The sequence below is a fragment of the Verrucosispora sp. WMMC514 genome, from assembly GCF_027497295.1.
Classification (GTDB): Bacteria; Actinomycetota; Actinomycetes; order Mycobacteriales; family Micromonosporaceae; genus Micromonospora; species Micromonospora palythoicola.
Genome location: NZ_CP114906.1, coordinates 5,943,573 through 5,970,515, shown reverse-complemented (window position 1 = coordinate 5,970,515; position 26,943 = coordinate 5,943,573). Strand labels below are relative to the sequence as shown.

The window sequence follows — 26,943 nt, the reverse complement described above, 5'->3', positions numbered from 1 at the left end:
CTTGCACCGCCGCCGCGCTGTCGACAGAGGCGTTGGGCCCTGCCGCAGGACGGGGTTTCTCTCTCCTACCCGGGTAGGGGACGGCCATCCAACCATCGTCCGTGGTCGGGGCCAGTGGTCGGGCGACGTCGGCCCGTACGCCGTCGAGCATCTACAGGCATGACTGACAACCTGTCGCGGCGGGTGAGCCGGCACCGCCCCCTGATGGTCTTCGTCTCGGCGATGGCGGTGCTCGCCGTCGTCTGCGCGGTCGGCATCGTGGCCGACCAGCGGGTCCTGACCGGCGCGCCGATCTGGCTCAAGCCGTTCAAGTTCGCGGTGTCCTTCGTGCTGTACGGCGGCACCCTGGCCTGGCTGCTCTCGCTGCTGCGTCGGCGCAGCCGGATCGCGGAGTGGGCGGTCACCGTGGTGGTCGCCATGGGTGTGGTGGAGATGTGCATCATCGTCGGGCAGGTGATCCGCGGCACCACCAGCCACTACAACGAGACCACTCCGTTGAACGCCGTGCTGTGGCAGCTGATGGGCGCGGCGATCATGGTGCTGTTCGTCGCGCACGTCGTCATCGGTGTCGCGGTGCTGCGGCAGCCGGTCGCCGGCCGCGCCGGCCGGTACGCGATCGGGCTGGGGCTCGGGCTGGCGGCGCTCGGCATGCTGGTGGCGGTACCGATGACCCTGCCGGCACAGGCTCCCGTGATCGAAGGCATCGCCGGGGCACACAGTGTCGGCGTGCCCGACGGGGGGCCGGGGTTGCCGGTGGTCGGCTGGAGCACCACCGGTGGGGATCTGCGGATCGGGCACTTCGTGGGGCTGCACGGGATGCAGGTGTTGCCGATCCTGGCGCTGCTGCTGAGCCGGATCGCCGGTGGTCGGCTGGACGAGCGTGCCCGGGCGCGGCTGCTGCTCGTGCTGGGCGTCGGCTATGGTGCGGCGACCGTGCTGCTGACCTGGCAGGCGCTACGCGAGCAGCCGCTGCTGCGCCCGGACACGCTCACCCTGGCCGCCGCCGCGACGCTGGCGGTGGTGACGGTCGCCGCTGCCGGCGCGGTGCTGGCCCGCAGCGGGCTTCCGACCGGCCGCGAGCACCAGCCAGCGGGTCCGGCAGGTCCGCCCAGCGGGCGGGTCGCGGGTGACAGGCAGACGGAGGTGACGGCGTGAGTGCCACGTTGTTCACGCTGACCTTCGCGGTGGCGGCACCCTTCTGGGCGCTGATGATCCTGCTTCCGGCCTGGCCGGTGACCCACCGGATCATCCGGTCGCCGCTGATCGTGCTCCCAGCCGTGGTGATCTACGCGGTCCTGGTGGTGCCGGCGTTCGGCGAGGTCCTGCCGGCCGTGCTGTCGCCCACCCTCGACGGCGTACGGGAACTGCTGGGCACTGCCGACGGCACGGCGGCGGCCTGGGCACACATGATCGCCTTCGACCTGTTCGTCGGCAGGTGGGCATGGCTCGACAGCCGGGAACGGAAAGTCCCGCCACTGGTGATGGCGCCGGTGCTGGTGCTGACGATCCTGCTGGGACCGCTCGGCCTGGCCGCCTATCTGCTCGTCCGCGCCAGATGGGCGCCGCCGACGGCCCCTGCTGGCCACGAACCGCAACACCTAGGCTGAGGCCGTGGGCTGGGTGGGACGGCTGTTCGACGCGCGGGACAGCCTCGTGCGGATGGTGCTGCTCATCCTCTCCGGCCTGGGCTACCTGTTCTTCGGCACCATGTCCACACCGACCTCCGTCCAGTGGGTGCTCGCGGTGCTGGCCTTCGCGGTCGGACTCTCGCTGCATGACCGGCCGCCGGCCAACACGCTCACCCAGACCGCGCTGCTGGCGGTCGCGATCTGGCTGGTCGACGACTTCACGATCAACCAGGTGGGGGCCAGTTGGGCGCTGCTCGAACTGACCATGGCCGCCGGCCGGAGCCGGACCATCTGGCTGGCGGCCGGGTTGCTGGCCGTGGTCGACCTGACCGACTCGATCGGTGACCCGCTGCCGCGCCTGCTCTCCGGCGTGTTCGGACTGCTGCCGGAGGTCGGCGTGCCGGTGCTGCTCGGGCTGGTCATCCGGACCACCCGGGAGCTCGGGCAGCAGTCGCGGCGCCGGGCGGAGGAGGAGCAGCGGCGGCGCGAGTCGGAGAACCGCGCGGCCCGCGCCGACGAACGCGGCGCCATCGCCCGGGAGTTGCACGACGTGGTCGCGCACCACGTGGCGTCGATGGTGCTGCGGGTCGGGGTGGCCCGGCACGTGCTCACCGACCTGGACCCCCGGGTCGGCGCGGTCTTCGACGACGTGCACGGCACCGGCACCGCGGCCCTTGCCGACCTGCGTCGGCTGGTCGCGGTGCTGCGTGACCCCGACGGCGTCCGCGGCGACGCCGCGCTGACCGCGATCGAACCGTCGGCGCTGCCGGCCGCGCTCGGCGCCGCGGTGGACCGGGCCCGGCAGGCCGGGGTCACCGTGATCGCCGACATCGACCCGGTGGTCGGTACCCTCGACGCGGTACGCGGCCTCGCGGTGCTGCGGCTCAGCCAGGAGGCGTTGACGAACGTGGCCAAGCACGCCGGTGCCGACGCGGTGGCGCGGCTGTCGGTGACCGTGGTCGGCGGCGCCGTGCACTGGGAGGTGGTCGACGACGGTCGCGGCAGGGTGCCCGCCCCGGTGCCGGCCGGCGGCGGCCACGGCATCACCGGTATGCGCGAACGCGTCGAGGTCCTCGGCGGACAGTTGACGGCCGGACCGACCGGACCGGGGTGGCGGGTCGCCACCGTGCTGCCCGCCGGCCCGCCGGCGACGGAACGCACATGATCCGGGTACTGCTTGTCGACGACCAACATCTCATCCGCGCCGGCCTGCGCATGCTCTGCGAGGCGCAGCCCGACATCGAGGTCGTCGGCGAGGCCGACAACGGCCGCGACGCGATCGTCCTCGCCGCCCGGCTGGTGCCGGACGTCGTGGTGATGGACCTGCGGATGCCCGGCGTCGACGGGATCTCCGCGACCAGCCGGATCCTCGCCGACCGTCCCGCTGCCCGCGTGCTGGTGCTGACCACGTTCGGCGACGACGACCACCTCTATCCGGCGTTGACGGCCGGCGCCTGCGGCTTCCTGCTCAAGGACGCGGCGCCGACCGAGCTGCTCGACGGTGTGCGCCGGGCCGCGACCGGCGACAGCCCGTTCAGCCCGGAGGTGCTGCGCCGACTGGTGCAGCGCGCGGTGCACGCCCGCACCGGGACGCCGACGCCGGTCACCGGACTGACCGGCCGGGAGCGGCAGGTGCTCGACCTGGTCGCCGACGGGCTGTCCAACGGCGAGATCGCCGAGCGGCTGCACATCGGCGTCACCACGGTCAAGTCCCACATCACCAGCCTGATGACCAAGACGGGCAGCCCCAACCGGGTACGCCTGGCGCTGTTCGCCCGCGGCCTGTGAACCGGGTCATCCGCCGGCCATCGCGCCGAGGACGATGAACGGCTCCTCGCCGGCGACCACCCGCTCGGGCAGGGGCGTGTCGGGGGGACAGTTGGACAGGTCCTCCTCGCAGGCGTAGAAGCGGACGAAGGCGCGGCGCTTACCGCTGTGCCGGTCGCGGATGGTGCCGAGCAGCATCGGGTACCGCGCCTCGATGGCGTCGAGCACCTGGCGCTGGGTGGCCGGCCCGGGGCCGGCCACCTCGATCCGCACCTCGCCGGTCACCCCGGCGAGGGTCTTCAGGTGAGCCGGGAGGACGACCCGGATCACGGCAGCACCTGGACTTCCACGGAGAGCACGGGTGGCAGGTCCCGGACGATCGGCGCCCAGCTGTCGCCGCCGTCGGCCGAGCGGTAGACCTGACCACCGGTGGTGCCGAAGTAGATGCCACAGGGGTCGAGCGTGTCGACGGCCATCGCGTCGCGCAGGATGTTGACGTAGCAGTCGGACTGCGGCAGCCCGTCGGTCAGCGGCTGCCACTCGTCGCCGCCGGTGCGGCTGCGGTAGACGCGCAGCCGGCCCTCCGGCGGGTAGTGCTCGGAGTCGCTCTTGATCGGCACCACGTAGATGGTCTCCGGTTCGTGGGCGTGCACCGCGATCGGGAAGCCGAAGTCCGACGGCAGGTTGCCGCTGACCTCGCGCCAGTTCGCGCCGGCGTCGTCGCTGCGCATCACGTCCCAGTGCTTCTGCATGTACAGGGTGTCGGGCCGCGACGGGTGCTGGGTGATGTGGTGCACGCAGTGGCCGACCTCGGAGTCCTGGTCGGGGATCTCCCCCGACCGCAGCCCCTTGTTGATCGGCAGCCAGCTGGTGCCGCCGTCGTCGCTGCGGAACGCGCCGGCCGCCGAGATGGCGGTGTAGATCCGGCCCGGGTGGGCCGGGTCCAGAATGATCGTGTGCAGACACAGGCCGCCCGCGCCGGGCTGCCAGGACGGCCCGCTCGGGTGGGTGCGCAGCGCGGTCAGCTCCGTCCACTTGCCGCCGCCGTCGGTGGACACGTAGAGCGCGGCGTCCTCCGCGCCGGCGTAGACGGTGTCCGGGTCGTCGCGGGACGGTTCGAGGTGCCAGATGCGCTTGAACTCCCACGGACGCGGCGTCCCGTCATACCAGAGGTGGTCGCCGACGTCACCGGCGTAGGCGAAGTCGTTGTCGACAGTGGTCCAGGTCCGGCCGCCGTCGTCGGAGCGCTGGATCAGTTGCCCGAACCAGCCGCCGGACTGTGAGGCGTAGAGCCGGTCCGGGTCGGCCGGCGACCCGGTGAGGTGGTAGATCTCCCAGCCCCCGAAGTGCGGCCCGTCGACCGTCCAGTTGTCGCGTCTACCGTCGGCGGTCAGGACGAACGCACCCTTGCGCGTCCCCACCAGCACACGTACACCACTCATCCGAGCATCCTCTCGTTTCGTCGCGCCGGCGGGCGGTCGCCGCACCGGACATACACCGGTCCTGGTCGGTCTACTCCCCGGGTACGACGAATTGGCATCAGCGGAACGGACAGCACCGGTCACCGGGGGTTCATCCCGAGCGGGTCCGCCGGGCGTCGGCGGGCCAGATGACGGTGGTGGGGATGCCCCGCTCGCGGGCCCAGCCGACGGTCCGGTCCGTCGACGCGGCGTGACAGCCCGGATCGCCGTCCCAGACCGCCAGCAGCCGCTGCACCCGCAGCAGCAGCTCCCGGTTGGCGGCCACGTACGCGGCGGTGCCGGAGGTGCGGTAACCGGTGTGCAGCACCCGGGTGGCGCGGGCGAGCAGCTCGTCGAAGGTGCCCCGGGCCGCCGGGGTGATGGTGTCGCGGTAGTCGGGCGCCGGCAGCACCACCTCGTACGTGCCGCCGCCGTCGAGGACCGCGCGGGCGAAGATCTGGTCGGTGCCCGCCGCCAGGCAGGTGACACCGTGTACCGGCCGGTCGCTGATCCTGCGCAGTTCGAGGCGGATCGCCTCGGCGACCAGCCGCTCGGTGGCCGGGGTCAGGTTGATGTGGCCGGTGACCCCGACGCGGACCGGTTCGCGTTCAGGCGGCATCGGCCGAGCCTCCCCGCTGGACGGGCACGCTGGGGCCCAGCCGGATCAACTCGAATCCACTGTCGGACAACACGTCGGGCAACGCCCGGATCTCCTCCCGGTTCTGCTCCTTCGCCTCCGGTGACAGCTCGTCCCACGGCCGCAGCAGGTGGTGTCGGCGTCGGGCGTCGTCGCGCGGCTCGCCGAAGGTCCATCCCTCGGAGCGCCGTTCCCGGCACCACCGTTCGTGCTCGAGCCGGGCCAGTTGCTCGATCCGGTCGTCGATGGCCCGGCCGGCGGCCGAGGCGTCACCGGCGCCGCCGTGCCGCGGCGCCACCACGCAGCCCAGGTCCAGCAGCTTGGCCGCGATGTCCTGGACATGGCTGCGGTTGGCGCGGCGCAGCGACTCCGGCAGCCGGGACCAGGGCACCATGGCGGGCGCGTCGCCGAGGCGTACCCCGGCCCGCTGCTGGGCGTACAGGTACCGCAGGTGGATCTGCTGGGCGAGCCGCTCGGTGAGGTCCTCGGCGATCAGCCCGGCGTCGCAGGCGTGGGTGAGCACCGGGTACAGCCGCAGCTTCCCGTGCACCTCGTCGAGCAGGTCGTGGCGGGCGTCGCCGTGAAAGGCGGCGGCGAGCGCCGCCTGCCGGTAGACCGGCACGAAGACGATGCTGCGCGTCCCGCGCCAGAGCGCGGGGGTGTCCAGCGCGAAGCGCAGGCCGCCGATCTCATCGGGGGCGCACAGGTAGATGCGGTCGTAACCCTCGGCGGCGACGTGGTCGAGGCCGACCAGGCCGGCGATGTCCCGGTCGTACCCGGCCAGCCGGCAGACCTCGGTGAGGAACGGATAGCGGGAGGTGGCCAGGGCGAGTTCGGCGCGGGCGTCCGGTGCCACCAGGTCCACCCGCAGCCGGCGGTCGGGCCCGCCCTGGTCGGCCTGGTGCGCCCGCCAGTGCCGGGCCGTCTCCACCAGCAGGGCCCGGCGGAAGCTGCCGTCGCCGGCGATGAGGACCGTCGTCGGCCGGTCCGGTGCCGACGGCAGCGGATGGTGCCGGTGCAGTGCCCGGGCGGCGATGTCGTCGACGTGGAAGTAGTCCAGGCGCAGCCGACTGGACCCGGCGGCGCCGAGCCGCCGGGCCTGCAACGACAGGCACATCTCCGGGTCGTGGACCTGGACGTACACCCGGGGTGGGTGGCGACGGTCCTGGATCAGCCGGTTGGCGGTGTTGGCGATGGCGTGGTTGCGGTCGTCGTCGTCGGTGCAGGCGTAGACGGTGTGTGCCCGGAGCAGGCCGGCGCCCCGCAACACCTCCACGTTCGTCGGATCGCCGACGACACCGAGGTAGCGGCGTCGGCGGTACTCCAGCGGCCCGAACGGTTCGGAGCGTACGACGACCACCCGGTCGCCGTCGGCGTACAGGCGGTCGGCGAGCATGTGCGCGAACTGCGAGTCGCCGCAGACGACCGCGTGGCCACTGGCCCGCCGGGCCCGCCGCCGCCGGATCTCCGTGGCCAGCAGCAGCCGACCGGCCTCGGCCACCGCCAGCAGGGTGAACAGCGGTGCCATGAACCGGGCGACCTGCAACTGCCACGGGTACGGACCGGGTTGCTCGAAGAGTTCGGCACTGAGGAGGAACAGCTGCAGGTCGTAGTAGAGGATGTCGTACCGGTCGGCGATGGTCTCGGGGCGTGCCTGCGACAGGCGTTCCAGGCCGACGTAACCGAGCACCGAGGCGACCAGCCCGATCACCCCGAAGACGACCCGAAGCCACCACGCGGCGGGACGGGCCGCACCGGGGACCGGCTGGGTCATCGCACCAGCCACCGGATTACGACCATGCGCGTCATGCTATTGGACAAGGTCGATCACCAGGGCCGGCGACGTGCACACCGGCCGGACACTTTTCGCAGGTGACGCCGTTTCCCCGGGGCCGAGCTGTCGGGGTTCAGCTCGACATGACCCGGGCGTGCAGGTCGGTGACCACCTTGCGGGCGGACTCGAACGCACCGGCCTGCCAGGCGATGTAGTGACTGAGGTGGTCACCGGCGAAGTAGACCCGGCCGTCCGGCTCCAGCAGCCGGCCGTACTGCCCGCTGGTGCGCGACGGCCACGACACCCAGCCGCCCTCGGAGTAACGGGTGCGGTCCCAGGCCACCGAGAACGACGTCTCCAACTCCGTCCGGTACGCCTCGCCGTGGATCTTCACGCCCTGGGCGACGGCGCGGGCCTCCCGCTCGGCGGGCGTGAGCACCGCGTACGCCTGGGCGTTGGCACCGAAGTTGTAGTAGCCGACCACCACGCCCTTCGCCCCGTGGTAGCCGTAGGAGGGGTACCAGATCGTGGCGAGGTCCAGGTTGGTGTTGGTGATGCCGGAGTAGATGTTCTCGTCCTGCTCCCACCACCGTCGCCGGTACTGCAAGCCGATCTTGCCGGTGGCGTTCGGGACCGGGTACGCCAGCGCGTCCCGGACCGGTTGGGTGAAGTTGGACGGGATCTTCGCCAGCACCTGCGGTGGGATGGTGCAGACGCAGAAGTCGGCGGTGGCGGTGCGCGGCCGGCCGCCCAGCCCGTCGTAGACCACGCTGACCCCGGAGCCGGTGTTGGAGATCGAGCGCACCTGGGCGCCGTAGGTGACGAGGCGCGGGCCCACGGCGGCTTCGAGGGCGTACGCGATGCGGTCCATCCCGCCGACCGGCTGGAACATCAGCATCGCCTGGTCGTAGCCGAACTCGAAGGAGAAGTACCGGCCGACGCCACTGGCCAGCACGTCGGTCAGCGGGTACGGGGTGAGTTTGGGGGTGCCCGCCTCGAAGCCGGCGCCCGGCTCCACCAGGTAGCCGCGCCGGTTGGTGCCCGCGTACCGCCAGCTGGCCGCCGGGTCGTCGGCGACCCGACCGCCGATCGCGCCGAACCCGCGCAGGAACTCCAAGAGCCGTTCCTTGTCCTCACCGGTCAGGTAGGTGTCGAGCGCGCCCTGGTCGGTGGCCTTGGCGAGCAGTTCGGAGACGTACCCGTAGACGTCCGCCTTGGCCTCGCGGTGCCGGATCGGCCGCCCGGACAGCGCCCCGGCGTTCTCGTTGACGTAGTAGGCGTCGGCGTTCTGGTTGCCGAAGATCTCGATCGGCACGCCGAGTTCCCGGCAGTAGTCGAGGGTCACCATGTGCTGGGCGATGCGGGCTGGACCGGCGTTGAGGTACTGCCCGTCGGCGAAGCGGGCCCGCTGGGTGCGTCCGTCCAGGTCGGTCTCGGTGGTGCCGCCCCGCACCGTCCAGTTGCGCCCACCGGGCCGGTCCCGCGCCTCCAGGATGCGCACCCGGTAGCCCGCCTTGCCCAGCTCGTACGCGGTGGCCAGGCCGGCGATGCCGGCCCCGAGCACCAGCACGGACCTGGCCGACCGGCCGGTCAGCGTGAAGTCGGACCGGTTCGGGGCCCGGAACGGTGGCGCCGCCTGGGCGGCGGGCGCCAGGCCGAGCGCACCCATCGTGCCGTAGAGCACGCCCGCGCCACCGGACACCCCGACGGCCTGGAGGAACTGTCGCCGCGTCGTCGGTATCGTCACCGCCACCTCCCGCACAAGATCGAAGCCCGACGATCCCAGGCGGCAGTTACATCGATGCGTCTCTCTTGTTTCGCGCCGATCTCCGGGCGGCGGCCCGGCTTACCGGTCGCGGGCCGGCGAAACGTCGATCACGACGTTGCCGACCTTGTGCCCGGCGTCGACGTACCGGTGTGCCTCGACGATCTCGGCCATCGGGTAGCTGCGGTCGAGGACGACCCGAAGCCGCTCCTCGGCGAGCAGGTCTCGCAGGGCGGCAAGTGCCGCGTGCTTGCGTACCGACATCCCGGTTCGGACCCGTCGACCACCGGTGAGGGCGGTGCCGAGCGTCAGCAGGCCGTTCGTCACCAGGCCGGTCGTGGGCAGGTAACGGCCACGCGGCGCCAGCACCGCCCGGCACCGGGCGAACGAGCTGCGACCGACCGTGTCGAAGACGATGTCGTAGCGCTCGCCGCTGCTGGTGAAGTCCTCCACCGTGTAGTCGAAGACCCGGCTGGCGCCGAGCGACCCGACCAGCGCGGCGTTACGCCCGCTGCACACCCCGTGCACGGTCGCCCCGAGATGGCCCGCGAGCTGAACGGCGTACGTGCCGATGCTGCCCGAGGCGCCGATGACGAGTACCTTCTGACCAGGTTGGAGGTCGGCCAGGTCGCGCAGGAAGTGCCAGGCGGTGGTGAAACCGTCGACGGTGGCCGCGGCCTGCGCGTAGCTCACGTTCGGCGGGATCGTGCTGATCGAGGCCCGCTCGGACAGGCATTTGTACTCGGCGTTCGCGCCGGCGCCGAAGCTGGTGAACCCGAAGACCCGGTCGCCGACGCGCAGCCGACGCACCCTCGGCCCGAGCGCCGTCACCTCACCGGCGAACTCCAGCCCGAGCACCCGGACGCTCCTGCGTGGCCGACGCAGACCGATGACGACCCGCCCCCATCGAGGCTCACCCCGGCGCATCCCGCACTCGGCGGTGGTCACCGTGGTGGCGTGCACCCGGATCAGCACCTGATCGGCCCGGGGCTCGGGGGTCGGCAGCTCGACCTCGGTGAGCACCTCCGGCGGCCCGTACCCGTCGAACATCACCGCTCGCATGGGGACCATTCTGCGGTGCCCCCGCCACCTGGCCGGCGCACCGGACCCCCGGTTGTGGCCCGCCGTCGCACCGACCGGTAGCCCACCGATCGGGCCTTTTTCGCAGGTGAGACCGATCTGTCGCCTTCGGAGGTCCGCCGGAATGGCCACTGACAGCTACGATTTGAAGACGCCCTGGAGGCGCGGAGGAGCAGTGCCTGCCCGGGCCGTGGGAGTTCCTGGTGCCCGGACCAGAGCTACCGGAGGATCAGAAAGATGGATGCAACTGGAGATCCACCGGCGGTCGTCCCGGTCAACCCGTTCTCTCCGACCGCGGTCGCCAGGGTGGCCGAGGGCCGGGCGCAGGCGACCACGGTCACCACCGCCGCCATCCGCGACGCCCTCGCCCATCTGGACCACTACCTGCGCAGCGGCGACAGCGGCACGGTCGCGGTGGTGGGTGACTACGGCACCGGCAAGACCCACCTGGCCGCCGAACTGCTGGCCCAGGCTCGGGAGAGGACCGGGGGTGCGATCCGAGCGATCTACCTCGACGCCCCCGCCGACACGTTCCTGTCACTGAGCCGCCAACTGCTCGGTCGGTTGTCCCGCGACACGGTGCGAGCCCTGGTCGAAGGACACCGGGCGGCGTCACCCGCCGTGACCGCGCCGGACGACATCCCGGACGGGTCGCCCACGGCCGGGCGGCTCGATGAGCGGCTCCGGGCGGAGTTGGCCCCGGTCACCACCGACCCCTCGGTCGGCACGGTGCTGGCGATGCTGCTCGATCCCGCCACCGAGGCGACCGCGTGGGACTGGCTGACCGGTCATCCGCCCGGGCCGGCGCTGGCGGCGGCCGGCGTCCCCGCCCGCGTCGACGTGGAGTCCGACGCGGTGGCGGTGATGGGTGCGCTCGCCCTGCTGTGCGGGCAGCGCCACGGACGCTTCGTGGTGGTACTCGACGAGGTGGACAAGTTCCTGTCGGCGGCAGGCGGCCCGGGTGACGACACGATGGCCCGGTTCTCCCGCCTGATCGAGCTGTTCGCCTCCGTCGGCGCCTTCCTGGTGATCGCCGGGCTGCCGGACATGTTGCACCTGTTCAGCCCGGACGTGCGGCAGCGGATCGGGCCGATCGTGCGGATGTCCGCGCTCAGCGCGCGGGACGTGCGGGACTTCATCCGGCGCAGCCAGCTGCGCACGTTCGGCCAGGCACGGCTCGCACCCTTCACCGTGGAGACCACCGAGTACCTCACCAACCTGACCGACGGCGTGCCCCGCCGGTTGATCCGACTGTGCTACCACCTGTACCAGCGGGCGGCGCAGGCCGACACGCCGGTCACCCACCTCATGGTCCGCGAGGCGGTACGGGTCCAGTTCGACCTGGCCAGCCGGCAGGATGTGGCCGCCGACGTGCGGCGGGTGCTCACCCAGGACGGCTGGTCGTACCAGCGGGACCATCTGGTGGGTTCGCTGCGGGACCTGCCGGTCGACTTCTGGGTGCCGCTGGAGGAACAGAACGCCGGCTGCTGCGTGCTGCTCACCGAGTCGGTGCTCAAGTCCGAGGAGGTCGACGCCCTCAACCGCCGGGTGGTGGCGATCCGGGCGGCGGTGCCGGACAGCGAGGTCATCCTGGTCGTCGTCGGGCACCTGCCGGCGGAGTTCGCCGCCGACCTCGCCGAGACGTTCAGCGTGGAGCCGATCGTCTACGAGCCGCAGTCGTTTCCGGAGGATCTGTCGGGCAGCGTGAAGGCTTCCCTGCGCCGGCTCGAGCAGGCGCTCGGCGCGGACGCGCTGACCTCGGTGCGGACGCGCGTCGAGCGCATCCAGCGCCAGCAGACGAACGCCCAACGCTCCATCGAGCGGTTGGCGTACCAGCTGGACGAGATCCGGGACGACCTGCGCCACGATCTGCGGCATCCGGCGCAACGGGAGCATTCCCCGAGGCGACCGGAGGTCGCATCCACTCCGCTGCCCGGCCCGGTCGCCCGGCTCTTCGGCGACGCCATCCAGGCGCTCGACCAGCTCACCGGCTTCGACCGCCACCTACGCGAGGCGTTCGCCCCGACGGGTACCGAGATCCGGCAGACGGTCGAGAACGCCGCCCTGCTGCGCTCGGGCCTGCGCTCCCGGGACGTGCAGCGGGCGCTGGGCACCTCGATGGTGTTACGACGGCTGATCGAGGCGTTCCACCACGGCGTCGAACGGTGGTACGAGGGGCACCGTCGGGCTCCGCGTCCGGGGGATCTGGACCGGCTGGACCGGCTCTGCGAAACCTACGACGGCATCGTCGAGTATCTGCCGCTGTTTCAACTGGACATGCTCGGTGACCTGGCCGTACCGGGTGACGGTGGCCCGACGGAACAGCCGGAGCGCTCGCGCAGCTGGACGGAGGCACGGTCGGTGTTCGACGGCCTGAGCGCTCGGGTGCGGCGGCTGCTGGTGAACGCCTGAGCGCACCCTTCGCGCACCGCGAGCCCCCGGCTCACGTGCCGGTCGGCACGTCCAACCGGGCCAGCTGCCGGCCCACCGCCGACATGTCGAGATCCGCCTGGGTGACCCAGTCCTGATCGAGCGCGACCCCGAACAGGTACTCCTCCGGCGCGAGCAGGTAGTAGAAGACCGCACCGATCTCCAGGTCGAGCACCAGACGTTCGGCCCCACCGGCCACGGTACGGCGCAGGTCCCGGCTGACCTGCAACGCCAGCAGGGACAGGTCCCCGGCCAGACGTTCGTAGCGGGCCCGCCGACCGGCCACGGTGACCCCGCGACTGAAGAAGGACTCCAGTTCCGGATGCCGCAGGATGTCGGCCGCCGCGGTCTGCTCCCCCGCCCGGTGGTGGCTGAGATAGTGCAGCCCGGCCGGCCGCAACGTGGTGCTGAGCAGACCGCCGGACTCCGGAGACCCGACCACGTACGCCATGAAGTCGGCGGTCGACGCCGTGACGGGCACTTGGGCGTTATCGGCGGTGAGCCAGCCGCCCGGGTTCTGCGACGGCAGCCGTACCAGCTGACGCAGCGCGGTGGCGAGTTGGGCCGCGGCCCGGTCGATGCCGCTCGCCCGGGACGGGTCGGCGACCGCCTCGGTGCCGGCCGGTGGCAGGGACCCGAATCCCACCACGTGTTCGCCACCGGTCACCGTGTTGCAGAAGACAAGATCAGCCCGGGTCTGGACGGCCAGCCGGACCAACCCGCCGCACTGCAGCTCCCACACCCGCCGGCTGAGGTCGGCTGCCCGGTAGACGAGTTGGGCACCCGCCCGTCGGTGCGCTTCCCGGCGCTGCGCGGGCTCGGCACCGTCGAGTGCGGCCGGCGTCGACGCATGGTCCAGGATGTCCAGTGAGAAGTCGAGCACTCCCCCGGTGTAGTGCGCGATGTGGTAGATGCCGGTGTCGCCGAGCAGCAGTTCCCGGCACAGGTTGCGCTTCTTGCGGAACCCGGGCACATCCTGCTCGGCCGACTCCTCCACCAGCGCGTCGACCAGCTGCGGATCCGTCACCTGTCCACTCCTCAGCCTCTTGGCACGTCGATGTCGGTGTCGGTCAGCGCGGTGGCGCCCGCGTCGGGGGCACCGTCGCGGAGCGCCCGGATCGCCGCGAGGTTGGCGACGGCGTCGACCGTGCACGGATGGCGTCGGCCCAGGTAGCGCAGGCAGGTGTGCTGCGTGTCCTCCTGGATCCGGACGGCGTCGGCGAAGTCGCCCCGGACCGCCAGGTGACCGGCCTGGGCGGTGGCGGCGGTGAGCGTCCACGGATGGGTGTCGCCGAGCCGGGCGCGGAGCGTGCGCAGACCCCGTTCGCCGTCCCGTACGGCCTGGTCGTACTCCCCGGCCCCACGCTGGAACAACCCGAGGTTGACCGAGCAGACGGCGGTGAACGGGTGACCGGCCTCCAACTGCCGCTCGTAGCCCCGCAGGCACCGGATGGCGTGTTCGACGGCGATGCCGGCGTCCCCGGCCCGGTAGTAGTCCACGGCCATGCTGAGCAGGCTGGACCGGGTGGTCGGATGGTCCTCGCCGAACCGGTCGCGGTAGCCCCGGAAGGTCTCGATGCTGCGCTTCTTCGCGGCGATGGCGAGCCCGAGCCGGCGTTCGGTGACCGCCAGACTCCGGTTGACGCGCAACTCGTCGAGGTGGCTGGCGGACCGCAGCTCGTGCACCCGTTCCAGGGTCTCGCGCAGGGTGGCCAGCGACAGGTCGTACTCGCCGGCCTCCCGCTCAAGCGTCCCCACCAGGCACGACGCCCGCCAGGTCGCCGGTTCCTCCGGCCCGAACAGCGACATCCACCGGTCGAGCAGCTGGTGGGCGAGCCGCAGTGCCTCCCGCGCGTCGCCGGTCAGCTGGAAGGCGATGGCGAGGTTGTTGACCGCCATCAGGGTGTTCGGGTGGTCGTCGCCGAGCACCTCCTGGTAGCCGATGAGGGTCGCCTGGTCCTCCACCAGCGCGTCCTCGAATCTGCCGAGACCGCGCAGGTCACCACCGCGGCCACGGCCCACGATGAGGGTCCGGAAGTGTCGTAGCCCGTGCCGGCGGCGTTGCTCGCTGAGCACCCGCTCGTCCAGGCGCAGCGCCTCCTGGTGCTTGCCCAGCACCCGGTGCAGGTTGGCGGTCTGGACGAACAGCCGCATGGTCAACTGGTCAAACTCGCCGTCGGCCGTCCACCGGTCGCAGACCTGCTGAGCCAATCGCACCGCGGACTGCCAGGCGTCGCTGTCGCCGAAGAAGAACAGGTAGCGGACCTGCTTCACCACCCAGTGCCGCACGGGCGCCTCGTCGGCCGTCAGCGCGCCGGAGGGCACCAGGTGGCGTTGCAACTCATCGAAGAGCGGCAGGTAGCGGCGGTCGTCGGCCTCCGGGTCCGTCGGGGCGTAGCCGGCGAGCCCGAGCAGGACCTGGCGATGACGCTCGCGGCGCTGTGGCTCGGGCATCGCCTCGCGCAGCAGGACCTGGATGGCCCGGTGCATCCGCAGGGCGGCGCCCCGCCCCCAGTCGATGTCGAAGAGGGCGAACCGCGCGCCGACGGTCAGGACCAGGTCGACCTCTCCGGCGTCGAGCAGCAGCTCCTCCGCGTCGAGATCGGCGGCGGCGGCGAGTTGGGTCAGCATCGGCACCGACCGCAGCAGCGGAAAGCCGATGCCCTCGGGCGAGAGGAACGAGCCGAGTTCGGCGACCCGGATGGCCAGCGACCCGAACTCGGTCTCCCGCAGGGTGGCCAGGGTGATGTCCAGCATCCGGGCCACGGTCGAGGTGCGGGAGCCGGGGATCCGCTCGGCCGGTTCCTCGTCGGTCGAGGGCCGCCGCAGCCCGTCCAGCAACTCGGCGACGCACCGGCTGACGGCCTCCAGGTTGGGCGTACCCGCACGTTCCAGGGCCCGGGTCCGCTCGCGGATCCACGCGGTGGCCAGCCGCAGCGCCAGCGGCAGGTGCTCCACCGCGGCCGCGATGGCACGGGCGTCGTCGGCGCTGATGCCGAGGGTCCGCCGCAGCATCGCGGTGCTCTCGTCGCCGGTGAAGGCCGCCACCTCGAGCGGTGCCGGCAGGTTCGAGGAGCCGTCGTCCCGTGAGGTGAACAGCACGTGCCCGACGCCCGGTCGGGGTAGCAGCCCGGCCAGCACCTCCGCGTCGTCGGCGTTGTCGTAGATCAGCAGCCAGCGGGCGAAGGCACTGCGCGGAGTCGACAGGGCGGCCACCGCCGCCTCGGCCGCCCCGACGCTGTCGGCCACGTTGATCTCCTGGGCCAGTTCGCCGAGCGCCGCCTGGACGGTCTCCCGGTCCTGCGCCGGGATCCACCAGACCACGTCGTAGTCGTAGGCGAAGCGGTGCGCGAACTCGCGGGCGATCTCGCTCTTGCCGACTCCGGCGCCACCGGTCAGGGTCACCGGGCCGCCACCGTCGGTGAGCTGGTCGCGCAGCCGTTCGAGATATTCGCCGCGGCCCACGAAGGACTCGTTACGCGGTGGCAGGTTGGTCCGTAGCCGACGGTCCGTCTCGGACGGATAACGCGGCGCGCTCCGCAGGTCGCCGGTGGGCTGCCCGGGTGCGATGAGGCCGAGCCGGCTGAGCAGCAGCGGCTGGGCCCGCGCCCCGTCGACCGCCCGGAGGTCGATGACCCGGCTCGGATCCAGCTGTTCGGGCGCGTCCCCCCGGGTCAGCACGCCGAACACCTCGACGTCGGTGGCCGACGCCACGGTGCCGAGGGCCTGGATCACGCCCGGCGAGAGGATCGCCAGCACCGTGGCGTCCGGGCCGTGGGCCGGCGCCAGCCCGGACCGCACGACGTGCCGCTGCACCTGGGTGTTGGCCCGGCGCAACTGACCGGCGATCCAGTCGGCGAACGGCCGGTCGACGGGCTCGTAGAGCACCTGGATCTCGTCGGCGCGGTCGGCCGGGTCGAGCAGCACACCCCGGCGATAGCGCCGACGGATCCGCTCGGGCACGTCAGCCACCCGGGCCACCGCGCCCCCGCTGATCCAGGAGGCCATCTGTTCGTAGGCCGCCAGGAGAGTGTTCTCGCTGCCCGGCGTGTCGGCCAGCACCGCCAGCACGTCGTCGTAGGTGTCGTACGCCGGCTCGGGCACCTCCACGATCTCCACCGTGGAGACGCCGGACAGCCCGGTCATCGACTCGTCGAGCAGGTTGGTGAACGCCTTGCGGGCCGAGTCACGGGCGGGTCCGTACCACGGTTGGCTGACATCGCGGAGCGTCGGCGCGGCGAGCACCCGGATGCCGCCGGTGGCCTCCCGCTGGAGCTGGGCGGCCAGGTCCGCCGCCTGCTGCATCGCCTGCCGACGAGGCGGTATCGACACCACCGCCACGTCGCTGAGCATCGCGGTGTAGGTGATGCCGGGCAGGGTGAGGTCGACCGGGGTGTCGATCAGGACGTAGTCGTAGCCGCCGTGTTGCAGCAGTTGCCGGGCGCGGACCGGATCGACCTCGGGTAGGGCGTTGACGTCGAGGCTGATGCCGATCATCTCGAAGCCGAAACTCGACCCGGAGATCGCGTACCGGTAGAGCATGCCCTGTTCCGGCCCGGGAGGCGCGGTCGTCGCCGCCCGGTGCGGGTGCGTGTCCGGATGCGGGCTGATCAGCGTGGCGAGTTCGGAGCCGAGCACCCCGGCGGCCGGCACCGCGTCCACCCGGAACGAACGCAGATAGTCGTAGACCCTGGGTGTCTTGGTGCACCAGTCCACGGCGAGGACCCGTTTGCCGTTGGAGGCGAGGATCCAGGCGATGTTGGCGACCGCGCTGCTACGACCGGTGCCGCTGGTTGGCGAGACGAACGAGACGATGGTGCAGGTGCCGACCGTCTCCTCCCGGCCCGGCTGACCGGTCTGGCCACTGGCCGGTCGCTGCTGCGGGACGTCACCCGGGACGACCGGGGCGTCCTCGCGGTCAGTCGTCGCCATCGATGGCGCTCTGCCAGCCCGCGTACTGGTCACCGGCGGCGCCGCTGCGGCGCCGCAACCGGTGCAGCGCGGCCAGGAGCACCTCGCTCGGCACGACGTCGAGCGCGGCCAGGTCGACGTCGGTCAGATCGATCAGATCGGAGCGCAACGAGTCCTCCCCGGTGTCCATAGCCCGATCACCGCCTGTCTGCCTCTCGCACAATGATCGCGTCGCAGGTGCGGACGTCGACGTTGGCCAGATCCGCTGCGTACGCCCATGATAACGGTATGACGTGGTCGCCAAGCGGCCGTACGCGGGCCGGGCCACTGTCCCTCCGTGACGGTCCGGCCGAGGACGGCGCCCCCGGATCAGGTCAAACGCGGCGAACAGAGCGTCATGCGTCGATGTATGCTGTGGACCCGTCGACCCCGGCCGACCGGCCGCAGCCAGGACGGTGAAGCGCCTGATGCCCGGATCCGACGACGGCCACCGGCCAGCCGGCGGCACCGCCACCCACCCCGCGCCACCCGTCGCCTTCCGCCAGTTCGTGCTCAAGCTGCACAGCCGCTGCGACCTGGCCTGCGACCACTGCTACGTCTACACGATGACCGACCAGCGGTGGCGGGATCTGCCCCGGATCATGCCACCCGAGGTGCTCGACGCGACCGCCCGGCGCATCGGCGAACATGCCCGGGCACACCGGCTCGACCGGGTGTCGGTGATCCTGCACGGCGGCGAGCCGCTGCTGGCCGGACCGGAACGCGTCGAGGCGGCCGTGTCGGTCATCCGACAGGGCGTGGCACCGGTGCCGGTACGGATGACCGTGCAGACGAACGCCACCCGGCTGGACCAGCGGTACCTCAGCCTGTTCGACCGGCTCGACGTGCGGCTCAGCATCAGCCTCGACGGCGACCGGGCCGCGCACGACCGGCGTCGGCGCGGGCCCGACGGACAGGGCAGCCACGCCCGCGTCGAGGCCGCGCTGCGCCGCCTCACCACGGGCTACCCGCACCTGTTCAACGGGCTGCTGTGCACGGTCGACCTCCGCAACGACCCGGTCACCACCTATCTCAGCCTGCTCGAACACCGGCCGCCGACGATCGATTTCCTGCTACCGCACGGCACCTGGCACACTCCCCCGCCCGGACGCCCGGCCGATCCTCGACGAACCCCGTACGCGGCCTGGCTGATCTCGGTGTTCGACAGGTGGTACCACGCGCCGGGCCCGCCGGTCCGGATCCGCCTCTTCGACGAGATCATCCAACTGCTGCTCGGCGGCGCCTCCCACCTGGCCGGTGTCGGCCTGAGCCCGGTGGTGGTGGCGGTGGTGCAGACCGATGGGCAGATAGAGATGGACGACACGCTCGCCGCCGCCTACGCCGGAGCGGCAGGTACCGGGCTGCACGTGCGACGGGATCCGTTCGACGTCGCCCTCGACCTGCCGGCGGTGCGGTCCCAGCAGCGCGGGGCGGCGGCGCTCTGTGCCACCTGCGGCACGTGTGACCTGCGGCGGGTCTGTGGCGGCGGGCTGCGTACCCACCGCTGGCGGGCCGACAACGGCTTCGACAACCCCTCGGTCTACTGCCCCGACCTGTACGCCCTGATCGACCACATTCGTCAGACGGTCCGCCGGGACGTGGCGACGCTGCCCCGGGCGACCCGTTGATTCCGTCGGTACACCGGATGCCGAGGGCGGTCCTGGACGAACTCGCCGCCGGCCGGGGCGGTGTGGCGGCGGTGACGCGGCTGCGGGCCGCCCAGCACAGCAAGATCCTCCTACTGGTACGCGCCCTGCTGCTGCTGGTACGCCAGACGGCGCACCCGGATCGGGCGGTGGTCGAGACGGCGTACCGGGTGCTGGCCGAGGTCCCGACGCCGGACCGGGTGGCCGCGCTCTCCCATCCGCCCGTCGCCGCGTGGGCGTTCGGCACCGTGTCGCTGCTGGAGACGGGCAACGGGTCGGCGGCGTACCCCGGGCTGCTGGCCGCCGTGGCGGTCACCGCCGCCGTCCGTGCCGGCGCCGCTGTCGAACTCGACGTCCCGCTGGCTCCCGGCGCCGGCGGCCGGCTGGATCTGCCGGGCCTCGGCACGTTGACCCTCCCGGTCACCGCGACCCGGGCCCGGATCCGCACCTGCGGCGGGCAGGCGTGGGTGAACGCCGCCGGAAAGCGGGTCGACATCGACGCCGGCCGGTCGGCGGACCGCCGGTGGCGGCCACTGTCCCGACTGGACGTCGCACATGATGGGCTGCCGTTGTCGCTGCTGGTGGACACCCGGACCTGGCGGTACGTGCCAGGCTTGGGCGGGGACCGCCGCTTCAGTGGTGCGTCGACCGGGGCTTGGCAGGCACGCCTCGACGGTGCGTGGCGAATCCTCGTCGACCACCACCGGCCGGTGGCCGAGGAGATCTCCGCGCTGCTCCGCGCGCTGGTGCCGATCGCCGCGCCCCGGACCAGCACCCGCAGCGGCACCTTCCACCACGCCTTCGGATCGGTGGCCATGTCGCTGCCACCGGATGCCCGGTCGACGGCCGTGGCGCTCGCGCACGAGATCCAGCACGCCAAGCTGGCCGCGTTGACCGACATGTTCGCCACACTGGAACCGGGCCCCACCGAGCTGTTCTACGCACCGTGGCGGACCGACCCGCGGCCGCTGGACGGCCTGCTGCACGGGGCGTACGCCCACCTGGGGGTGGCGGGGTTCTGGCGTCGCCAGGCGCGGGTGACGGACCCGGGTGCGGCGCGGCACCACGCGGAGGTCCAGTTCGTCCGGTGGAGCAGGGCCGCCGCCGACACCGTCGCGGTGCTGGCCGCGCAGCGGCGACTCACCCCGGTGGGTCGACACCTGGTGGACGGCATGGCCGGCGTGCTCGGCCGGTGGTTGGCGGAGCCGGTCGCCGCGCGGGCGGTCGCCGAGGCCGACCGACTGCTGGCCGCACACCGCAACCGGTGGGACCGGTACCGGGCACCGACCGGCTGAACACCCGTCTCGCCGGCCTCAACTACGCTGGGTTCATGGGGGAGGACAGCGAGCAGCCTACGCGTCGTGAGTGTTTCGTGATCGCCCCGATCGGTCCGGAGGACTCGGAGATCCGCAGACGCAGCGACCAGATCCTCAAGCACGTGATCCGCCCGGTGGTGGAGGCGCGTGGCTTCGTCGCGATACGTGGCGACGAGATCGAACGGGCCGGTCTGATCACCTCCCAGGTGCTGGACCGCATCATCCGCAACGACCTGGTGATCGCCGACCTGACCGACCAGAACGCCAACGTCTTCTACGAGTTGGCGGTCCGGCACGCGCTGCGCAAACCGTTCGTCCAGTTGATGGCGAAGGACCAGCAACTGCCCTTCGACGTGCACGGCATGCGGACGATCCTGGTCGACCACACCGACCTGGACAGCGTGCACGCCGCCAAGGAGCAGCTCGGCCGGGCCATCGACGCCATCGGCAGCGAGGCGGACATCGTCACCCCGATGTCGGTCGCCCTCACCCTGCAGGAACTGCGCGGCTCGTCCAGCCCGCACGAGGCCGGTCTGTCCCAGGTCATCGAGACGCTGCCGCAGATGATGGACATCCTCCAGGACCTGCAACGTCACCTCGGGGCCGGCGCGGTCGGGGTGACGGCGGCGGAGGACGACGACCATCGCCGGCTGCGCACGATGGTCGAGTCGCTGGCCGCCCGTGGCGGGGTCACCGAGGACGAACTCACCGGGCTGCTGGGTGGCGGCAGCAGCAAGTTCGAACGGTGGGTCGAGAACCTGATCCAGCGGGCCCGCAGCTCGAACAACCATCGGCCCGTCTGAACGGAACCCACCACCCGGCGCATCGCTCGGCGACGGAGCCGGCCGGGTCCGGCGGGTCGGTTCAGCCCGGCAGGGGGTGGATCGGGGTGACCGTCGGAATGAAGGCGATCGCGTCGAAGCTGCCGGCCAGCGAGGGCAACTCGTAGTAGTGCTGCTCGTCGTGGTCCGCCCGGTAGAGACCGGAGATCAGTCGGGTCCGCCACGGTCGTCCGGGTCGGTCCGCGAGGTCCGCGGGTACGGCGGAACGCAGGTCGACGATCCGCGCACCACCGCCCTGGAGCAGCGACGCGTCCAGTGACGATCCGACGGGGCGCGGAATGTCCCGACCGGGAATGCCGCCGTGGCCGAAGGTGACGTGGACGGCCGCGTAATCGCTGCCCAGGGCCGCCCTGAGGTGTGCGCCCAGCATCGTGTCGCCGTGCGCCGCGACGTGGGCGCTGCCTTCCCAGAACACGACCCGGTCGCCGGTGGCCCGCTGATGATCGAGGAGTCGCTCGGCGGCGGCGCGCTCCTGCGCTGCCGCGTCGTACCCGGCACCGAGGGCGTGCGCGTGGAAGTCGACGATCGCGTCGATCAACGGCAGCGCTTCGTCGCGTTCCCGGCTGTCAGGCAGCTTGGCGACCAAATCGCGGGCGGTGCGGGCGAGGTCGACGAAGGGTACGCCGGGATGGGTGCCGTGCAGGCGCTGGACGTGCTCGCCGTTGTCGTGCGCGGTACGGATGACGTCGAAGACCTCGCCGATCCGCGCCACGGTCGCCGGATCGGCCGGGGCGAGCAGCGCCACCACCCGGTCGTAGTCGGCGGGCAGCGCACGTGGCCCGTTGACGGCGATGACGCGTACCGGATCGTCCGGGTGACGCTTGTTGTGCCGGCGCAGCCGGACGAGCGCGTCGCGCATCTCGACCGTCCGCCACGGACCCCACGCCTGGCGGAGCGCCACGTCCAGGTCGACGTCCTCGCCCCGCACATACCGGTCGTAGCGGTCACCGACCCGCTGGTTGTCCAGCAGCGCGACGACCCGGAAGCCGCGCCGGATCAACTCGTGGGTGGTCTCCTCGACCAGTCGGAAGGTCTCGGTGGCCTCCCGGGTGCTGGTGCCGAGGCCGACGATTGTGGCCGTCCCGACGAGGGCGGCAAGCGTTGCGGGGGACGGGACGGAGGTTGGCAGATCGCTCATGCCCCGACGATCAGGGTTCACCATATGTTGAAGTCAAGTCCCGCGACGTCGGGCACGTCAGCGTGCCGGACGGTCGCGCCCGATCTCGCACAGCCGGGTGCCCGACCCCAGTGCCGCGAGTTGCGCCTTGAGATTCCGTACCCGCTCCTCCACCTCGGTCACCAACCGATTGGCGACGCCCGCCCACTCGTCGGGCGTCGGATCGGCCGACAGGTCGGCGAAGAGCGCGGCGATCTCGCGAACACTCAGCCCGGCCCGCTGGGCGAGCTTGGCGACCTGGATCCGGCACGCGGCGGATCCGTCGAAGCGGCGCTGGTTGCCGGCGGTGCGTACCGCGTTGATGACCCCGTGGTTCTCGTAGAACCGCACGGCCGACGGCGCGACGCCGCTGTCGGCGGCAACCTCGCCGACGCCGAACATCCGAGCGGTACCCGTGGCTACTGTCATGACCGCAGGGTAGGCACACCGGGACTTGACTTCAACATATGTTGAACCTGCACGGTCTCGGACATGAGTGTTTCGACCGACCAGAACAGCAGCTTGTCCCCCGCCGCCGGCCTACGGGTGGCCGTGATCTCGGGCAGCGTCCGTAAGGACCGGATGGGCCCGACGATCGCCCGCTGGGTCGCCGCCGCCCTGGACCCCGCTGCCGCCCTCGACCCTGCTGCCGCCCTGGACCCTGCTCCGGTCGACCTGATCGACGTGGCCCAGGTCGCGCTGCCCGACGACAGCCTCCTCTATCCCGGCGGCGGGCCGAAAAGCGAGGTCGCCGACCGGATAGCCACCGCGGACGCGTTCGTGTTCGTCACGCCGGAGTACAACCACAGTTACCCCGCCTCGCTGAAGCGCCTGATCGACTGGCACTACGGCGAGTGGCGGCTCAAGCCCGCGACAGTCGTGGCCTACGGCGTGCAGGGTGGGCACGCGGCCATCGCGCACCTGCGTGGGGTGCTCGCCGAACTCAGCGTGGTGACCACCCGCCGGGCCCTGGGCCTACGGGCACCGTGGACGTCGCTCGACGACCACGGTCGCTACGCGCCGGACGCGGAACTGTCCCGCGGCCTGACCGCGAGCCTGACCGAGCTGCGCTGGTGGGCGCAGGTGCTGGCCGACGCGCGTCGGGACCGCCCCCTGATGACCTGAACGCCGCGCCGGCGGCCGGTCCCGGCGGCGCGAGCCGACTCAATGCTCACCGTCACTCCCGCCGTCGTCGACTGGGATGTCCAGTTCGGTGAGGAACGCCGTTGCCGCCGGGGTCAGCGTGGTCCGGTTCCAGATGAGATGTTCGATCCGGGCCGGGGCGTCCCGCACCGGAATGGTGACCACGCCCGGCAGGTGCGGCGTGAAGTTCGACGGAAGCAGGGCGATGCCGAGCTGCCGGCGGACGAGCCGGGTCATCATCGAGTCGACGGTGCTCACCTCGAAGGCGACCTCGCGGTGCACTCCGGCGGCGGCGAACGCCTGGTCGGACTGGGCCCGCCCCGCCGTTCCCGGCGGCAGGTCCACGAACGTCTCGGTGGCCAGGCGGGCGAGGTCGACCTCGGTCCGACCGGCGAGCGGATGGTCGGGGGCGACCACGGCCACCAACCGGTCGTACGCCAACCGCCGCGCGGTTACCCCTTCGGGCCTGGCACTCACGGGAAGTCCGAGAAAGCCGATGTCGACCGTGCCCTCCTTGACCTGGTCGACGAGCTGCTCGCTGCCACCGACCCGCAGCCGGATGCGGACCTGCGGATACCGCCGGTGGAAGGCGTCCAACGCGGCCGGGATGTCGACCGCCGCGACCGTCGGGATCATGCCGACGGTCAGCTGGCCCCTGATCTCGCCGACCGCCGAGGCGACCTCGGCGGCGGCCCGCTCGGCGGCGGCCAGGCACTGACGGGCCGCCGGCAGGAACGCCTCGCCGGCCGGGGTCGTCCGCACCCGGCGGCTGGTCCGGTCGAACAGACGGGCGCCGAGTTCCCGTTCGAGGCGGGCGATCTGGTGACTGAGGGCGGACTGGACGACCAGACAACGCTCGGCGGCACGGGTGAAGTTGCGCGTCTCGGCGACGGCCACGACGTACCGCAGCTGGTGAAGCTCCATCCATCAATCGTGAATCGTGATGGTTGGGTTGACAAGGATGTGTTGGACTCATGATTACGTGTCGTCGATCCTGATTCACGTGACGAACCTGTTGCCACCTCCGGCCACGGGCCGGCTGGCCGCCACCGCCACGACCGCCTTCGCACCGGCGGTGTGGGGCACGACGTACGTGGTCACCACCGAGTTGCTGCCGGCCGGCCATCCGCTCTTCGCCGGGCTGATCCGGGCACTGCCGGCGGGCCTGGCCGCACTCGCGATCGGCCGGGTGCTGCCGCACGGCAGGTGGTGGCTCAAGGCGGCGGTGCTGGGCGTGCTCAACATCGGCGTGTTCCTGCCGCTGCTGTTCGTCGCCGCCGAACGGTTGCCCGGCGGAGTGGCCGCCACGCTGGGCGCGGTGCAGCCACTGGCCGTGGCGATCCTGGCGGTGACCGTGCTGCACCAGCGCCCGTCGGCTTGGACCTTCGCCTGGGGAATCGTCGGCGTCGCGGGAGTCGGACTGCTGGTCATCGGCCCCGACGCGGACGTCGACGCGGTCGGGCTACTGGCCGGTCTCGGCGGCGCCGGGGCGATGGCCGTCGGGGTGACGCTCACCAAGCGATGGGGGCGCCCCGAGGGCGTGGGCCCCATGGCGTACGCCGGCTGGCAACTCGCGGCCGGCGGCCTGTTCCTGCTGCCGGTGACGCTGCTGGTCGAGGGGGCACCGCCCGCGGTCGACGGCAGCGCCGTGCTCGGGTACCTCTGGCTCGGCCTGCCCGGCGGCCTGCTCGCCTACGTCCTGTGGTTCCGGGGCATCGCCACGCTGCCAGTCACCTCCGTGGCGGTGCTCACCCTGCTCTCGCCGGTGGTGGCGGCCCTGCTGGGTGCGGTGCTGCTCGACGAATCGCTCACCCCGATCCAGTCGGCCGGCTTCGTGTGCTGCCTCGCCGCGATCGTCGCAGGCCAGGTCAGCCCGACGCGCGCCGCGGCCACCACCGGGCCGACCAGGGTCAGCCGGTGACCAGCGGGTCATGCACCCGGCCGAGGAACAGCGGTACGCCGGTGACCCGATCGTGGATGACGTACAGGAACGGCCGGTTCACGAAGAACTGCGGCCCCTGCGGGATCGACGGTGGCCGGATGATGACCGCCGACGCGGCCGCCGCCTCGACACCCTTCTCGTCCACCCCGATGAACGTCTCGTGCACCACGTCGTCGATGCACAGGTTCGGGTCGGTGGTACTCATGCCGCTGAAGTCGGCGTACGGCGTGAAGGCCGTGGGCATGCCGAGGCCACTCAGGGCGGCGCCCAACTGGGCGGGCAGGCGGAACGTCCACCGGGGCATCCGCAGCTGGATGTCGGTGAACTGGAAGCCGGCGAACAACGCGCTCAGCCACGCCGCGTCGAGATTCGCCTCGACCGCGGCGAGGTCGTCCCGGGTCGGCATGACGACGGCCATGGCCAACCCGTCGCCCGCGAGCGGCACGTCGACCGCCCGCCAACCGTCGCCCAGCAGGTGCCCCATCCGGTCGAACGGGCCGCGCATCATCGGCACCTGGACGACCGTGCCGTCATCCCGGGTGAACGGTTCCTCCACCGTGGCCGACGCCCGGAAGGGGTAGTACCAGGCCGCCTTGAGGTAGGCCGTGTTGGTCAGCATCAGGCTGGTGTCGAGGCGCACCGAGTCCGGAGCCAACAACTCCGAGATCTTCGCGTTGGTCCGATCGGACACCCAGGTGTTGATCTCCTGGCGAGCCGCCTCCGGCGCGCCACGAAAGTCGACGGGGTGTGGGAGAGCGCCGTAGTAGCCGGCCAGGGTGTCCTGGAATCCGGTTCGCAGGCCCAGCTCGAGGCGGGTCCACACCGCGTTGGCCGTGGTCACCCGGGGCTGCCGCACACCGTCGCCGTCCTGGAACCGCGCGGCGAGTGACTGGTCGACGGTGTTCAGACCACTGTCGAGCGCACCGGGTCGCGGATGCGGGGCGTGCAGCACGGCGTCCATCTCGTCCGCCGTGGTCGAGCCGGCGCCCGCCCTGGCCATGGCGAGGGCCAGTTGGACCGAGTACGGCGCACACACCACGTTGCCACCGGCATGGCTCGCCGCGATCGTGCGGTAGAGGTCGGCGGTGAAGCCGCGTACCGCTGTCGCGGCGGCCGGCAGCGTGGCCGGGTCGGGCGGTACGCGTACCGGTTCGGTGGAGGCGGACGCTCCGGTGAGCCAGCGGGGATGGGCTGGGGCGGCGGTCAGGGCGGCGGCGGCGAGTGGCACCGCTCCGAGAATCGATCGACGCGAGACCATGTCCCGACGGTAGTGCAGTGTTACCGTGACCGTGCCCGAGCAGCGTCCATAATGCATCGAAGTTCACCAATGTTTGTAACTTGCGTACGGCACCCCCGCGACGAACGAATCGGGGCGACGATAACGATCAATTGGGGTCACCGCGCGAG

The 26,943-nt window shown here is 71.9% G+C and carries 23 protein-coding genes; 10 read left to right on the top strand and 13 right to left on the bottom strand.

Annotated elements, in window-relative coordinates; all coding sequences use genetic code 11:
• The first annotated feature begins 159 nt into the window (after nt 1–159).
• Genes O7597_RS27665 through O7597_RS27650 form a run of 4 tightly spaced genes read left to right on the top strand, consistent with a single transcriptional unit; the run spans nt 160 to nt 3,416 of the window.
• On the top strand, nt 160–1,155 hold the full coding sequence (locus O7597_RS27665) for a hypothetical protein (protein WP_281581174.1): 996 nt from the start codon (nt 160–162) through the stop codon (nt 1,153–1,155).
• A complete protein-coding gene (locus tag O7597_RS27660) occupies nt 1,152–1,607 on the top strand; it encodes an ABA4-like family protein (RefSeq protein ID WP_281581173.1) in 456 nt (151 codons plus the stop codon). The genes O7597_RS27665 and O7597_RS27660 overlap by 4 nt, the downstream gene beginning before the upstream one ends.
• A gap of 4 nt (nt 1,608–1,611) precedes the next feature.
• On the top strand, nt 1,612–2,793 hold the full coding sequence (locus O7597_RS27655) for a histidine kinase (RefSeq protein WP_281581172.1): 1,182 nt from the start codon (nt 1,612–1,614) through the stop codon (nt 2,791–2,793).
• Nucleotides 2,790–3,416: a response regulator transcription factor gene (locus O7597_RS27650; protein ID WP_281581171.1), complete on the top strand. Its 627-nt coding sequence runs from the start codon at nt 2,790–2,792 to the stop codon at nt 3,414–3,416. The genes O7597_RS27655 and O7597_RS27650 overlap by 4 nt, the downstream gene beginning before the upstream one ends.
• Nucleotides 3,417–3,422: 6 nt before the next feature.
• Here O7597_RS27650 and O7597_RS27645 read toward each other — a convergent pair whose 3' ends face one another.
• From O7597_RS27645 to O7597_RS27620, 6 genes are all read right to left on the bottom strand, one after another.
• Nucleotides 3,423–3,725, bottom strand: a complete 303-nt coding sequence (locus O7597_RS27645) for a MoaD/ThiS family protein (RefSeq protein WP_281581170.1) — start codon at nt 3,723–3,725, stop codon at nt 3,423–3,425.
• Nucleotides 3,722–4,837 carry a sialidase family protein gene (locus O7597_RS27640; RefSeq protein ID WP_269741633.1) on the bottom strand — a complete coding sequence of 372 codons (1,116 nt, stop codon included), beginning with the start codon at nt 4,835–4,837 and terminating at the stop codon, nt 3,722–3,724. Before O7597_RS27640 ends, O7597_RS27645 begins: the two co-directional genes overlap by 4 nt.
• A gap of 130 nt (nt 4,838–4,967) precedes the next feature.
• Nucleotides 4,968–5,474 carry a hypothetical protein gene (locus tag O7597_RS27635; RefSeq protein ID WP_281581169.1) on the bottom strand — a complete coding sequence of 169 codons (507 nt, stop codon included), beginning with the start codon at nt 5,472–5,474 and terminating at the stop codon, nt 4,968–4,970.
• On the bottom strand, nt 5,464–7,266 hold the full coding sequence (locus tag O7597_RS27630) for a RyR domain-containing protein (protein ID WP_281581168.1): 1,803 nt from the start codon (nt 7,264–7,266) through the stop codon (nt 5,464–5,466). Before O7597_RS27630 ends, O7597_RS27635 begins: the two co-directional genes overlap by 11 nt.
• Before the next feature lie 133 nt (nt 7,267–7,399).
• On the bottom strand, nt 7,400–9,013 hold the full coding sequence (locus O7597_RS27625) for a flavin monoamine oxidase family protein (RefSeq protein WP_281581167.1): 1,614 nt from the start codon (nt 9,011–9,013) through the stop codon (nt 7,400–7,402).
• 99 nt (nt 9,014–9,112) lie between these two features.
• A complete protein-coding gene (locus tag O7597_RS27620; protein WP_281581166.1) occupies nt 9,113–10,093 on the bottom strand; it encodes an NAD(P)-dependent alcohol dehydrogenase in 981 nt (326 codons plus the stop codon).
• A gap of 255 nt (nt 10,094–10,348) precedes the next feature.
• Between O7597_RS27620 and O7597_RS27615 the strand changes: the two genes are divergently transcribed.
• On the top strand, nt 10,349–12,523 hold the full coding sequence (locus O7597_RS27615; RefSeq protein ID WP_281581165.1) for an AAA family ATPase: 2,175 nt from the start codon (nt 10,349–10,351) through the stop codon (nt 12,521–12,523).
• Nucleotides 12,524–12,554: 31 nt separating this feature from the next.
• Here the strand turns inward: O7597_RS27615 and O7597_RS27610 are convergent, their stop codons facing one another.
• From O7597_RS27610 to fxsA, 3 genes are read right to left on the bottom strand one after another with little or no spacing between them, the layout of a single operon-like run.
• Nucleotides 12,555–13,568: a hypothetical protein gene (locus tag O7597_RS27610; protein ID WP_281581164.1), complete on the bottom strand. Its 1,014-nt coding sequence runs from the start codon at nt 13,566–13,568 to the stop codon at nt 12,555–12,557.
• A gap of 11 nt (nt 13,569–13,579) precedes the next feature.
• Complete coding sequence (gene fxsT / locus O7597_RS27605; RefSeq protein ID WP_281581163.1) at nt 13,580–17,473, bottom strand: FxSxx-COOH system tetratricopeptide repeat protein; 3,894 nt, start codon at nt 17,471–17,473, stop codon at nt 13,580–13,582.
• Nucleotides 17,460–17,642 carry an FxSxx-COOH cyclophane-containing RiPP peptide gene (gene fxsA / locus O7597_RS27600; protein ID WP_281581162.1) on the bottom strand — a complete coding sequence of 61 codons (183 nt, stop codon included), beginning with the start codon at nt 17,640–17,642 and terminating at the stop codon, nt 17,460–17,462. The genes fxsT and fxsA overlap by 14 nt, the downstream gene beginning before the upstream one ends.
• Before the next feature lie 277 nt (nt 17,643–17,919).
• Here fxsA and O7597_RS27595 point away from each other — a divergent pair, with 277 nt between their 5' ends.
• Genes O7597_RS27595 through O7597_RS27585 form a run of 3 tightly spaced genes read left to right on the top strand, consistent with a single transcriptional unit; the run spans nt 17,920 to nt 21,256 of the window.
• Nucleotides 17,920–19,119 carry an FxsB family cyclophane-forming radical SAM/SPASM peptide maturase gene (locus tag O7597_RS27595; RefSeq protein WP_281581161.1) on the top strand — a complete coding sequence of 400 codons (1,200 nt, stop codon included), beginning with the start codon at nt 17,920–17,922 and terminating at the stop codon, nt 19,117–19,119.
• A 17-nt stretch (nt 19,120–19,136) separates the two neighbouring features.
• Nucleotides 19,137–20,432, top strand: a complete 1,296-nt coding sequence (locus tag O7597_RS27590) for an HEXXH motif domain-containing protein (RefSeq protein ID WP_281581160.1) — start codon at nt 19,137–19,139, stop codon at nt 20,430–20,432.
• Between the two features lie 35 nt (nt 20,433–20,467).
• Nucleotides 20,468–21,256, top strand: a complete 789-nt coding sequence (locus tag O7597_RS27585; protein WP_269741622.1) for a hypothetical protein — start codon at nt 20,468–20,470, stop codon at nt 21,254–21,256.
• Nucleotides 21,257–21,317: 61 nt separating this feature from the next.
• Here O7597_RS27585 and O7597_RS27580 read toward each other — a convergent pair whose 3' ends face one another.
• Both O7597_RS27580 and O7597_RS27575 read right to left on the bottom strand, forming a co-directional pair.
• Nucleotides 21,318–22,433, bottom strand: a complete 1,116-nt coding sequence (locus tag O7597_RS27580; RefSeq protein ID WP_281581159.1) for an erythromycin esterase family protein — start codon at nt 22,431–22,433, stop codon at nt 21,318–21,320.
• Nucleotides 22,434–22,490: 57 nt separating this feature from the next.
• A complete protein-coding gene (locus tag O7597_RS27575) occupies nt 22,491–22,880 on the bottom strand; it encodes a MerR family DNA-binding transcriptional regulator (RefSeq protein WP_281581158.1) in 390 nt (129 codons plus the stop codon).
• 63 nt (nt 22,881–22,943) lie between these two features.
• Between O7597_RS27575 and O7597_RS27570 the strand changes: the two genes are divergently transcribed.
• Entirely contained in the window at nt 22,944–23,576 is a 633-nt protein-coding gene (locus O7597_RS27570) for an NAD(P)H-dependent oxidoreductase (protein ID WP_281581157.1), read from the top strand.
• A gap of 39 nt (nt 23,577–23,615) precedes the next feature.
• Here O7597_RS27570 and O7597_RS27565 read toward each other — a convergent pair whose 3' ends face one another.
• Nucleotides 23,616–24,518, bottom strand: coding sequence for a LysR family transcriptional regulator (locus O7597_RS27565; RefSeq protein WP_281581156.1), 903 nt, complete (start codon nt 24,516–24,518; stop codon nt 23,616–23,618).
• 79 nt (nt 24,519–24,597) lie between these two features.
• Here O7597_RS27565 and O7597_RS27560 point away from each other — a divergent pair, with 79 nt between their 5' ends.
• On the top strand, nt 24,598–25,515 hold the full coding sequence (locus O7597_RS27560) for an EamA family transporter (protein ID WP_281581155.1): 918 nt from the start codon (nt 24,598–24,600) through the stop codon (nt 25,513–25,515).
• On the opposite strand, the gene O7597_RS27555 is transcribed toward O7597_RS27560, so the two are convergent.
• Entirely contained in the window at nt 25,505–26,794 is a 1,290-nt protein-coding gene (locus tag O7597_RS27555) for a serpin family protein (protein ID WP_281581154.1), read from the bottom strand. The two genes, O7597_RS27560 and O7597_RS27555, sit on opposite strands and share 11 nt — an antisense overlap.
• Between the last annotated feature and the right edge of the window lie 149 nt (nt 26,795–26,943).

Bases quoted from the DNA above. Each gene is read 5' to 3' on its own strand.
- O7597_RS27665 (WP_281581174.1), top strand. From the start codon at position 160: ATGACTGACAACCTGTCGCGGCGGGTGAGCCGGCACCGCCCCCTGATG.
- O7597_RS27650 (WP_281581171.1), top strand. From the start codon at position 2,790: ATGATCCGGGTACTGCTTGTCGACGACCAACATCTCATCCGCGCCGGC.
- O7597_RS27640 (WP_269741633.1), bottom strand. From the start codon at position 4,837: ATGAGTGGTGTACGTGTGCTGGTGGGGACGCGCAAGGGTGCGTTCGTC.
- O7597_RS27635 (WP_281581169.1), bottom strand. From the start codon at position 5,474: ATGCCGCCTGAACGCGAACCGGTCCGCGTCGGGGTCACCGGCCACATC.
- O7597_RS27630 (WP_281581168.1), bottom strand. From the start codon at position 7,266: ATGACCCAGCCGGTCCCCGGTGCGGCCCGTCCCGCCGCGTGGTGGCTT.
- O7597_RS27620 (WP_281581166.1), bottom strand. From the start codon at position 10,093: ATGCGAGCGGTGATGTTCGACGGGTACGGGCCGCCGGAGGTGCTCACC.
- O7597_RS27615 (WP_281581165.1), top strand. From the start codon at position 10,349: ATGGATGCAACTGGAGATCCACCGGCGGTCGTCCCGGTCAACCCGTTC.
- fxsT (WP_281581163.1), bottom strand. From the start codon at position 17,473: ATGGCGACGACTGACCGCGAGGACGCCCCGGTCGTCCCGGGTGACGTC.
- fxsA (WP_281581162.1), bottom strand. From the start codon at position 17,642: ATGGACACCGGGGAGGACTCGTTGCGCTCCGATCTGATCGATCTGACC.
- O7597_RS27595 (WP_281581161.1), top strand. From the start codon at position 17,920: ATGCCCGGATCCGACGACGGCCACCGGCCAGCCGGCGGCACCGCCACC.
- O7597_RS27590 (WP_281581160.1), top strand. From the start codon at position 19,137: ATGCCGAGGGCGGTCCTGGACGAACTCGCCGCCGGCCGGGGCGGTGTG.
- O7597_RS27585 (WP_269741622.1), top strand. From the start codon at position 20,468: ATGGGGGAGGACAGCGAGCAGCCTACGCGTCGTGAGTGTTTCGTGATC.
- O7597_RS27580 (WP_281581159.1), bottom strand. From the start codon at position 22,433: ATGAGCGATCTGCCAACCTCCGTCCCGTCCCCCGCAACGCTTGCCGCC.
- O7597_RS27575 (WP_281581158.1), bottom strand. From the start codon at position 22,880: ATGACAGTAGCCACGGGTACCGCTCGGATGTTCGGCGTCGGCGAGGTT.
- O7597_RS27570 (WP_281581157.1), top strand. From the start codon at position 22,944: ATGAGTGTTTCGACCGACCAGAACAGCAGCTTGTCCCCCGCCGCCGGC.
- O7597_RS27565 (WP_281581156.1), bottom strand. From the start codon at position 24,518: ATGGAGCTTCACCAGCTGCGGTACGTCGTGGCCGTCGCCGAGACGCGC.
- O7597_RS27555 (WP_281581154.1), bottom strand. From the start codon at position 26,794: ATGGTCTCGCGTCGATCGATTCTCGGAGCGGTGCCACTCGCCGCCGCC.